The organism is Pseudomonas psychrophila HA-4, assembly GCF_000282975.1.
In the GTDB taxonomy this organism is placed as follows: Bacteria; Pseudomonadota; Gammaproteobacteria; order Pseudomonadales; family Pseudomonadaceae; genus Aquipseudomonas; species Aquipseudomonas psychrophila_A.
In genome coordinates, this window is the sequence record NZ_ALJC01000076.1 from 36,279 (window position 1) to 47,574 (window position 11,296).

Annotated in this window: 6 protein-coding genes; 3 read left to right on the forward strand and 3 right to left on the reverse strand. The window is 56.3% G+C overall.

The features are described from left to right. Positions 1–4 precede the first annotated feature (4 nt). Genes glgB through B347_RS0110900 form a run of 3 tightly spaced genes read right to left on the reverse strand, consistent with a single transcriptional unit; the run spans position 5 to position 7,636 of the window. A complete protein-coding gene (gene glgB / locus B347_RS0110890; protein ID WP_019409752.1) occupies positions 5–2,233 on the reverse strand; it encodes a 1,4-alpha-glucan branching protein GlgB in 2,229 nt (742 codons plus the stop codon). After that, positions 2,233–5,580, reverse strand: a complete 3,348-nt coding sequence (gene treS / locus B347_RS0110895; protein WP_019409753.1) for a maltose alpha-D-glucosyltransferase — start codon at positions 5,578–5,580, stop codon at positions 2,233–2,235. Before treS ends, glgB begins: the two co-directional genes overlap by 1 nt. Positions 5,581–5,638: 58 nt before the next feature. Beyond that, positions 5,639–7,636, reverse strand: a complete 1,998-nt coding sequence (locus B347_RS0110900; RefSeq protein WP_019409754.1) for an alpha-1,4-glucan--maltose-1-phosphate maltosyltransferase — start codon at positions 7,634–7,636, stop codon at positions 5,639–5,641. A 269-nt stretch (positions 7,637–7,905) separates the two neighbouring features. Between B347_RS0110900 and B347_RS26570 the strand changes: the two genes are divergently transcribed. The 3 genes from B347_RS26570 to mapR all read left to right on the forward strand — a co-directional run bounded on the left by B347_RS26570 (position 7,906) and on the right by mapR (position 11,270). Then, positions 7,906–8,070, forward strand: coding sequence for a hypothetical protein (locus B347_RS26570; RefSeq protein WP_157786885.1), 165 nt, complete (start codon positions 7,906–7,908; stop codon positions 8,068–8,070). Between the two features lie 324 nt (positions 8,071–8,394). Then, entirely contained in the window at positions 8,395–9,816 is a 1,422-nt protein-coding gene (gene ccoG / locus B347_RS0110910) for a cytochrome c oxidase accessory protein CcoG (protein WP_019409756.1), read from the forward strand. A gap of 35 nt (positions 9,817–9,851) precedes the next feature. Beyond that, complete coding sequence (mapR, locus tag B347_RS0110915) at positions 9,852–11,270, forward strand: GntR family transcriptional regulator MpaR (protein ID WP_019409757.1); 1,419 nt, start codon at positions 9,852–9,854, stop codon at positions 11,268–11,270. Positions 11,271–11,296: the final 26 nt, after the last annotated feature.

The window sequence follows — 11,296 nt, forward strand, 5'->3', positions numbered from 1 at the left end:
GAAATCAGCCTGTAGGTTGCAGGATCAGCACACTGAGTGGCGGCAGATTTAACGCCACTGAAACACCCTGCCCGTGGCTGGGCAGTTCATCGGTCATCACTCCCCCGCCATTGCCATAGTTGGAGCCCGCATACATATCGGCATCGCTGTTGAGCACCTCTTGCCAGCCTCCGGCAAAGGGAACGCCAATGCGGTAAGCCTCACGCGGCACCGGCGTAAAGTTGGCCACCACCAGCAACGGTTTACCCTCTTTGCTCCAGCGCAACCAGGCATAGACACTGTTGGTCGCATCATCGCCAATCAACCATTGGAAGCCGGCCGACAAATCGTCCTGGTCGTGTAACGCCGGGAAGTCACGGTATAAGCGGTTCAAATCCCCGACCAACTTCTGCACCCCTTTGTGTTCGGGGTATTGCAACAAGTACCAGTCAAGTTCCTGATCGTGGTTCCACTCGCGCCACTGGCCGAATTCGCAGCCCATAAACAGCAGCTTCTTGCCCGGATGCGCCCACATAAAACTCAAGTACGCACGCAAGTTGGCGAACTTCTGCCAGCGATCACCGGGCATTTTGTCGATCAGCGAATGTTTGCCGTGAACTACCTCGTCATGGGAAATGGGCAGAATAAAACGCTCACTCCAGGCGTACACCAAGCCAAAACTCAATTCGTTGTGATGGTGCGCGCGGTACACCGGATCTTGTTGGATGTAATGCAGCGAATCATGCATCCAACCCATGTTCCACTTGTACGAAAAACCCAAGCCGCCCTGTTCGGTGCCCTGGCTGACACCGGGCCAGGCCGTGGACTCTTCGGCAATCATCAATGTACCGGGAGCCTCAAGCGCCACCACGTCGTTCAAGTGCCGTAAAAAGTCGATTGCCTCAAGGTTTTCACGACCGCCCAAGCGGTTCGGCACCCACTCTCCGGCCTTGCGCGAATAGTCGCGGTACAACATTGAGGCCACCGCATCCACGCGCAAGCCGTCGATATGAAAATGCTTTAGCCAGTGCAAGGCCGAAGCCAGCATGAAACCGTGCACTTCGGTACGCCCCAGGTTGTAAATCAGGGTATTCCAATCTGGGTGGTAGCCTTCAAGCGGGTTGGCGTATTCATACAGCGCCGTGCCATCAAAATGCGCCAGGCCGTGGGCATCATTGGGAAAGTGCGCCGGTACCCAGTCCAAGATCACACCAATCCCCGCGACGTGGCAGGCATCGACGAAGGCTGCAAAGTCTGCGGGTGATCCGTAGCGTGCGCTCGGTGCAAATTGGGACAACGGTTGGTAGCCCCATGAGCCGCCAAAAGGGTGCTCCATAATCGGCATCAGTTCGATGTGTGTGAAGCCCAACTGCTGCACGTAGGGAATCAACCTTTCAGCCAGTTCAGACCAGCTGTATTGACGGGCAACCTCTCCGGCATCGTCGATTTCACACTGCCAGGAACCGGCATGCAACTCGTAGATAGACAGCGGCGCGTCATGCCGCTGATGGTTGGCGCGTTCCTGCATCCAGGTCGCGTCTTGCCACTCCACTGCCAAAGGCGTGGACACCACCGAGGCTGTCAGTGGCGGCAGTTGGGTGGCCAATGCCACCGGATCAGCTTTAAGCAGAACGACGTCTTGCGCCCCGAGAATTTCAAACTTGTAGGCTTCACCCGCCTCTAGGCGCGGAATAAACAACTCCCACACGCCGCTTGGATGACGCGAGCGCATTGGGTGACGGCGGCCATCCCAACTATTGAAATCGCCGACCACCGAAACGCGTTTGGCATTCGGCGCCCAGACTGCAAAACGCACACCGGGCACACCGTCCACGCTCAAAATCTGCGCGCCCAAGCAACTGCTCAAGTCACGGTGATTGCCTTCGGCAAACAGGTATAGATCCATTTCACCGAGCAGCGGGCCAAAACTGTAGGGGTCTTCACTGGTCTGCTCGGTACCTGCCCAATTGATGCGCAATCGATAAGGCTGTAGGTCGCCAAAACGTGCTGCAAATAGCCCAGGCACTTCGGTACTGGGCAACTCACCGATGATGTCATCGCTGTCGCGTTCAACCAGTTTGACGCTTAGCGCCCCCGGCAGAAAAGCCCGGATGACCTGCCCGCCCTGCTCGTCCGGGTGCGGGCCCAGCACAGCAAACGGGTCTCGATGCCTGGCGTTGATCAATGCCTCGATGTCTTGACGCCCCGGCAATACAGCGCTCACGCCATGCCCCAAATCTTTACTTGAACTCATCACTTCTCTCCATCAGGTAAAGGCTTGGCCGTGCTTGGCAAGTGGACTAGCAAATCGCTCAAACCCTGCAAGGGAACATGCAACCAGGCAGGTCGATTGGCTGCTTCATAGATAATTTCATAGGCCGCCTTTTCCAGACTGAACAACGCCAATGCGGCCTCCTCACCGTTTGGCGCTTTCCACGCATGAGCAAGGCTAGCTGTTGCCAGCCGATATGCATCAATCAGAGCCTTACGAGACTCATTTAAATAACGCTTTACGACCCGTTGACGCGCTTCGCTCGCTTCTGCTGAGTGGTCAGCTTGCTGCACGTTGCTGATCGCCATAGCCGCGGCATAGTCAAAGGAGCGCAATAAACCGCTGACGTCTTTGTACGGGCTATGTTTGCTGCGCCGCGAGGCCAGTGAGCGGGCGGGCTCACCTTCAAAGTCGATGAAGTAAGCATCGCCCTGCACGACCAACACCTGCCCCAAATGCAAATCCCCGTGCACCCGGATCTTCAAACCGCCTAGGGTTTGCTTGGACAACTGCTGAATGTACGCCGCAATTGCGCTTTGCTGCGTGAGCAGTTTTTTGGCTTGCTGTTGCTGCTCGGCAGAGAGCTGTGGCACATGATCTTTAAGGTGTTTGAACGCTTGTTTCACTTGCTCGCTGATATGGCTTGCCCAATGCAGTACATCGGTATCCGAGGTGGTTTGTGGGGCAAACTGCGGGTTGTCATGGGCCTGAGCCAACACGCCATGCATTTCACCCAAGCGCTGACCGAGCAAACCCGCAAAGTCGGCCAGTTCACCCAGCGCGTTGAAATGCTGAGGGTGCTCAGACATGGCGTCGGCCAACTCATCACGAATCGCCCGCTCAAGGTTGTTGTGAGTCCAGGTCCAGGCATCCCCCTGATTACTCAGGTAGCCCTGCGCAATCATCAGCAAGGTGTCTTCACCTTGCGCATCTCGGCGAACCACAGAGCCCAGCAACGGTGAAATATTCGGGTACCCGGCTGCCGTCAGGAAAGCGCCCATTTCAAGTTCAGGATGCTGACCACTGTTCAGTTGCCGCAAGAGCTTGAGCACCATGACCCCGCCAATCACCACCGAACTGTTGGACTGTTCAGTGTTGAGGTAACGCACCTCGCTGTGTTCATTGAGCTCAAGAGAGGCCATTTCTGTGGTGGCGTCAAAGTGGATAGTGCCAGCGCTGCTGCTGACCTTCTGACCTTGTTGCATGGCTGCCAGCACGCTGTGTACGAAAGATTCCAAAGTGAAGGCATCGGTCATGAACCCCACGCGTGGCCCGCGACGCAATCTGGACAAGACCACGTGTTGGGCAAGCGCGCTGTTGGGTTGGTCTTCGCCGAGCACGCCTAAGGGCAACTGGTAACGGTGCTGCTGGCCTTCACTGGTCACCTCTATTTCAGTCAACAACACCGGGCGGCTGGCATCGCCAAACCGTGCGCCGTAAGCAATCTTCGCCGTTTCAATCGGCACATCCTTGCGTCCAAACCAACGGCGCTTGTGCAGCCAGGCCGGCAACACCACTTTCTCCAGCGTGGTACTCACCGGCGGATCGAGTAACTCTTCAAGCCCTCGCTTGAGCACCAGCGTGACCAGCTCCGGCAAGCTTTGCGACGGCTCGGCATGCCAACTGGGCATCTGGTTTTCGCTGGCCAGTAAAAACCAGTAAAACCCATAGGGTGAGAGGGTGAGCATGAAGTCCACCTGCCCAATAGGCGGAAAAGCATTGCCCCCCAACATTTCCACAGGGACGCGGCCCGCAAACTCAGACAAGTCCAACTCGACCGCCTGAGCACTGCGCGACACATTGGCCACACACAAAATGGTCTCAGTTTTGCCCTGCTCGTCAGTGAACTCACGGATGTAAGCCAAAATTCGGCGGTTACTGGGTGACAGCATTTTCAACGTGCCGCGACCGAAGGCCTTTTGCTGTTTGCGCACCCCCAGCAGTCGACGCGTCCAATTAAGCAGTGAATGCGGATCACCCGCTTGCGCTTCAACGTTCACTGACTGATAGCCATACAGCGGGTCCATGATGGGCGGCAATACGAGGCTGGCAGGATTGGCCCGTGAAAAACCGCCATTACGGTCTATCGACCACTGCATCGGGGTGCGAACACCGTCGCGATCACCGAGGTAAATATTGTCACCCATGCCAATTTCATCGCCGTAATACAGGGTCGGCGTGCCCGGCATGGATAACAGCAAACTGTTTAGCAGCTCGATACGTCGACGGTCGCGCTCCATCAACGGTGCCAAACGCCGACGAATACCCAAGTTGATGCGCGCGCGTTTGTCAGCGGCATAGTAGTTCCAGAGGTAATCACGCTCTTTGTCGGTGACCATTTCTAGGGTCAACTCATCGTGGTTACGCAAGAAGATCGCCCACTGACAGTTCGCAGGGATTTCCGGGGTCTGTCGCAGAATGTCGGTGATAGGAAAACGGTCTTCCTGAGCCAATGCCATGTACATACGCGGCATCAGCGGAAAGTGGAAGGCCATGTGGCACTCATCGCCGTTAATGCCATCGGTGTCGCCAAAATACTGCTGAGTGTCTTCAGGCCACTGATTGGCCTCGGCCAAGAGCATACGATCCGGGTAATGGGCGTCGATTTCTGCGCGGATCTGTTTGAGGATCTGATGGGTCTCAGGCAGGTTCTCGTTGTTAGTGCCATCACGCTCAATCAAGTAGGGGATGGCGTCCAGGCGCAGGCCGTCGATGCCCATGTCCAACCAATAGCGCATCACCGAGAGCACTTCTTTCATGACCTGCGGATTATCAAAATTGAGGTCTGGCTGATGGGAATAGAAGCGGTGCCAAAAGTATTGGCCCGCCACAGGGTCCCAGGTCCAGTTGGACGTTTCTGTGTCCAGGAAAATAATCCGCGTGCCGTCGTATTTTTCATCCGTGTCCGACCACACGTAGTAATCGCGCTCCTTTGAGCCGGCTTTGGCGTGACGGGCCTTTTGAAACCAAGGGTGCTGGTCAGAGGTGTGGTTGATCACCAATTCGGTAATCACTCGCAGGCCGCGGGCATGGGCCTCTTTGATAAAACGCTTAACATCGGCCAACGTGCCGTAATCCGTGTGTACGCCCCGATAGTCAGCAATGTCGTAGCCGTCATCGCGACGCGGCGAAGGATAAAACGGCAGCAACCACACCGTATTGACCCCCAACTCGGCAATGTAATCGAGCTTGCTGATGAGCCCCGGAAAATCGCCGATGCCGTCGTTATTCGAGTCAAAAAAAGACTTGATGTGTACTTGGTAAATCACCGCGTCTTTGTACCAGAGCGGGTCTTTGATAAAACTTGCCGGTACGCTTTGCTTCGCCATGGGAAATATACCTGCTGAGTCTGTTGCCCACGGCCTGACAGCCGCTTCGGGAACGGCCTTAAAGGGCTTTGATGCGCCAAATGCCAAACGGCTGATGCCAAGGCTCCAAGCGCATCCACTGGTTTTTTCCATACCAGGTCCAGCGATGCCCGCTCATCAAATCCTCACCTGACGTCTGCGCATCATCGGCAAGCCCCATCTCCCACAACGGCAACTCGAAATGCGCTTCCTGAGCGTTGTGTGGGTCGAGGCTGACAGCCACCAGTACAAAATTGCTGCCATCGGCACTGCGCTTGCCAAAGTACAAAATGTTGTCATTCCACGCGTTGTAGAGCGTAAAACCCAAATGACTGTGCAAGGCCGGGTTTTGACGTCGAATGCGGTTCAGTTGTGCGATTTCGGCAACAATGTTGCCCGGTGCGCTGAAGTCTCTTGGGCGGATTTGGTATTTCTCGGAATCCAGGTATTCCTCTTTGCCCGCCACGGCCTGGGACTCACACAACTCGAACCCCGAGTACATGCCCCACAGACCGGAACCCATAGTTGCCAACGCGGCCCGAATCAAAAAACCAGCCCGCCCTGACTCGTGCAGAAACCGAGGGTTTATGTCTGGCGTATTGACGAAGAAATTAGGCCGAAAACATTCACGCAGTGGGCTTTGGTTGAGCTCGGTGAAATAAGTCGCTAGTTCAGCTTTGGTGTTGCGCCACGTGAAGTAGGTGTAACTCTGCGAATAACCGACCTTGCCCAAGCGCGCCATCATCGCGGGCGTTGTGAAGGCCTCGGCCAGAAAAATCACCTCGGGGTGCAAGGCCCGCACATCCGCTATCAACCACTGCCAGAAGGGCAAAGGCTTGGTGTGCGGATTGTCGACACGAAAGATGTGTACCCCCTCGTTCACCCAACCCAGCACGATGTCGCGCAGTTCTAGCCACAGGCTGGGAATCGCATCGGGGGCATAAAAGTCGACATTGACGATGTCTTGATACTTTTTCGGCGGGTTCTCTGCGTAACGAATCGTCCCATCGGGGCGCCAGTTAAACCAGCCGGGGTGCTGTTTGAGCCATGGGTGGTCTTGGGAACACTGAATCGCAAAATCCAGGGCAATGGCCAAACCGTGTTGGTGGGCCGCCGCCACCAGTTGCCTAAACTCCTCACGGGTACCCAACTGCGGGTGTATGGCGTCGTGGCCGCCCTCATCACTGCCGATTGCATAAGGGCTGCCAGGGTCGTTCTCCCCGGCCTGCAATGAATTGTTCGGACCTTTGCGATGACTGCGGCCAATCGGATGGATAGGCGGAAAGTACAGCACGTCAAAACCCATGTCATGGATCATCGGCAAGCGCTCAAGCACATCATTAAATGTGCCGTGCCGGGCAGGATCATCGGTGACGGATCGCGGAAAAAGCTCATACCAACTGGCAAACTCTGCCAAGGGTCGCTCAACGTCTATCGGATACTCGGCGCTTAAACTCAAATAAGCGTGGTGTTGGGCCTCGGCCATCAATTGTGCACTGTGTTCGTGCACAAACAACGCCACCTGCTCCGTTTCCAGCAACCCGGACAACTGAATCAGTAGCGCGTGTAACTGCTCTTTCAGCTCATCGTGACTGCACTCGATGGCGCGCTGAACCAGAATTCGACCTTCCTGCAACTCCAAACTGACCGCAACGCCGGCCTGATGTTTCTTTTGCAGTTCGTGGCAAAAGCTGGCGAAACGGTCAATCCAGGCTTCTATACAAAAAACATAACGCCCCTGAACCGGCACCAAAAACTCGCCCTTCCAGGTGTCATTGCCCAAGAACCGCATCGGCGCAGTTGACCAGACATCGTGGCTGGATGACCGCCAGTGGACCATCACCGCCAATTGGTCGTGGCCGTCGGTGAACACTTTACTGCTCACCTCTACCCGTTGCCCAACCGTGGCCTTGACCGCAAATTCGCCGCCATCCAGCACCGGCGAGATGGACTCAATCGCAATACGCGGCATCAACAAAGCTTGGGACAGCGCCAAAGTGGCGCCAGTGGCGGGGTCCAGCGGGAAATCGGCATTCATCGAGCTCACTCCTTACGCCCGTGGACGTTCATGTGCGGTCGTTTCATTGCGCATTCCGGCGTCTGCACCGGGGGCTTAGGTGCTACACGACATGCATCTGCGCGCGGTTATGCAAGGCAAAAACATTTCGTACAGACCCTAAGGTGGGAGCAACGACGCCAGCCAAAGTTCAGACTATTTCCCGGTGCCCCGTTGGTCATCAAACGGGAACCGCAGACGATGAGGTGCGGTCGACCCCTTGTACTCCCCTGCCATGCAGCAATGAGGCCATGTCGATGAATATTCCAATTCCCGCTGAAACGCCTGACCCCAATATTGACGACCCTGTGTTACCGCCAAGCGAGCCCGAACCGATCCCTGAGCAAGATCCGCCCACCGGCGATCCAAAACCAATTGGCGACCCTCCCAGCGAACAGCCGCCGATTAAACTTTAATGGGAACCCTGCGCGTACTAGCGCTTCACACCGCCAATAGCAAAACGCATTGATCTCACTGGGCGCCACGGATGGCAGGCAAGCCCCTGATAAAAAAATCAGTGATTCGCTCATTTAATTGATCTTGATCACGCTCTGTTTGCGCAGTATCCGCTAGCCCTCCGAGGAGCAAGTACTGCGCGGCTCAAGCTCGGTGCAGCCGATTGTCGCAGGCCCCTAAAATAAGCAACTGATACGCTTTTTAAAAAAATACCTGAGCCTGTTATGCAAACAGTTGACGGGGGATAGTGCTCCGGCCTGATCGAGGCTGATGAGTGAAGGACCATGAACAAACATATTCCCGTCCAGAGACTTGAATCGTTTGAGGCTGCGCATTCCAACGCCACACATACGAAAAACAGGTCCAACGATAGCCAGATCCACACCCGCAGTTTTACCGGCTTGTTCCGCACCCTTCGCATGGTGGGCGCTGGCCTTTTATTTTTACTGTTCTTTGGCACCGTCTGGCTGAATTGGGACGGTCGTCAGGCTGTGTTGTGGGATTTGTCAGAAAGTAAATTCCACATCTTTGGCGCCACGTTCTGGCCTCAAGACTTCATTTTGTTGTCGGCACTGCTAATCATTGCCGCCTTTGGCCTGTTTGCGATCACGGTGTTTGCCGGTCGGGTGTGGTGTGGATACACCTGCCCGCAAAGCACCTGGACGTGGCTGTTTATGTGGTGTGAAAAGATCACCGAGGGTGACAGAAACCAGCGCGTCAAGCTGCAAGCCGCGCCCTGGCGCTTAAACAAGATTGCCCGGCGTACGGCCAAGCATTTGCTGTGGTTGGCGATCAGTGTGCTGACGGCATTGACCTTTGTCGGGTACTTCACGCCCATTCGCCCTCTGGCCATTGAGTTGATAACGCTAGAAATAGCCGGGATCAGTTTGTTCTGGGTGTTGTTCTTTACCGGTGCCACGTACCTCAACGCGGGCTGGCTGCGTGAAGCGGTGTGCATGCACATGTGCCCCTATGCGCGCTTTCAGAGTGTGATGTTCGATAAGGACACCTTGGCGATCTCGTATGACGTGGCCCGTGGCGAAAACCGTGGCCCACGCAAACGCGGGGTAGAACCCGCGAAAGCCGGGTTAGGCGATTGCATCGACTGCACGATGTGCGTACAGGTATGCCCGACCGGAATCGACATTCGCGACGGGCTGCAAATGGAGTGCATCGGTTGCGCTGCCTGCGTCGATGCCTGTGATTCGGTGATGGACAAAATGGGCTATGCCCGTGGCTTGGTGCGTTACACCTCCGAACATGAATTGCAGGGCGGCAAAACGCACTGGTTACGCCCACGCCTAATGGGCTACGCGGTGGTGCTGGTGCTGATGATCGGCGCCTTGGTGGTGGCCTTGAATCAACGCTCTATGGTGTCACTGGATGTCATCAAGGACCGAGGCCTGTTCCGCGAAAACAGCCAAGGCCAGATCGAGAACATCTACAGCCTTAAAATCATTAACAAAACCCAAGAACCGCAGCACTATCGCGTGTCGTTGCAGCAGGGCGACGAATTCCAGTTGCAGGGCAAAACCGAGTTGACCCTAGCCCCTGGCGAGATCGTCGAAGTGCCGGTGTCTGTGGCGCTGCTGGCCGAGCGGCCGAAGAGCAGCTCACAGACGATAGAATTTGTGGTCACCGATACCGATGAACCGAGTGTGCGCAGTGTGGCCAAGAGCCGGTTTGTGGCACCGTTGAACCGTTAACCCTAAAAATGTTGGTAGGAGCGCGCTTTTAGCCCATGAAACGCTACGAAAAATTCGCTGACGATATTGCTGAGCTGATCCGCAGCGGGGTGCTCGGCCCCGGTCAGCGTGTGCCTTCAGTGCGCTATGCCAGCCAAACCTATGGGGTCAGCCCGTCCACGGTATTTCAAGCCTATTACCTGCTTGAACGCCGTGGGTTGATTCGCGCCAAGCCGCGCTCGGGGTATTTCGTCAACACGCACGCGCCCAGCCCGTTTTCTGAGCCGGTGGTCAGCAGCCACGCGACTGAGTCCACTCAGGTCGATGTCAGCGACCTGGTGTTCTCGGTACTGGACTCGATCAAGGACCCGCACACGGTGCCCTTTGGCTCGGCCTTCCCCAGCCCCATGTTGTTCCCTCTGCAACGTCTGGCCCGCTCGATGGCCAGCGCCAGCCGCGAAATGGACCCGCGCATGGTGGTCACCGACATGTCGCCGGGCAATCCGCAACTGCGGCGCCAGATTGCCCTGCGGTATATGGTTGGCGGGCTGATGCTGCCAATGGAGGAGTTACTGATCACCAACGGCGCACTCGAAGCCTTGAACCTGTGCCTGCAAGCCGTGACTGAGCCCGGTGATTTGGTGGCGATTGAAGCCCCTGCTTTTTACGCCTGTCTGCAAGTGCTGGAGCGACTCAAGCTCAAGGCCATCGAAATTCCGGTCCATCCCCGTGACGGCATCGACCTCGATGCACTGGCACAGACCCTTGATCGACACCCGATCAAGGCCGTGTGGTGCATGACCAGTTTTCAAAACCCGATTGGCGCCACCATGCCCGAAGCCAAGAAACAGGCACTGGTCGAACTGTTGCGCGAGCATCAGGTGCCAATGATTGAGGACGATGTATACGCAGAACTGTACTTCGGTCAGCACGCGCCCAAACCCGCCAAGGCGTTCGACACTGAAGGGCTGGTGATGCATTGCGGCTCGTTTGCCAAAAGTCTGGCACCGGGCTATCGGATCGGTTGGGTCGCGGCCGGGCGCTTTGCGCAAAAGATAGAACGCCTCAAACTCATGACCTCGCTGTGTGCATCAATGCCGGCACAAGCGGCGATTGCCGACTATTTGCAGCACGGCGGTTACGACCGTCACTTGCGGCGCCTGCGCGATGCACTCGAAGACCAGCAAAACGCGATGTTGGCAGCGATCGCGCGGTACTTCCCGGCGCAAACCCGGGTCAGTAAACCGGCAGGCGGGTATTTTCTGTGGCTTGAACTGCCTGAGCAAATGGACTCACTCAAACTGTTTCAGATGGCGTTGGCCCAAGGCATCAGCATCGCGCCGGGGCCGATTTTCTCGGCGACCCAGCGCTTTAGAAACTGCATCCGCCTGAACTACGGTAGCCCGTGGGATGAGACCTGTGAAAAGGCCATGGAAACCCTGGGCAAGATTGTTCGCTCGTTCACCACTGTGTAGCAGTTGCCGAGCCTGCGAGGCTACGT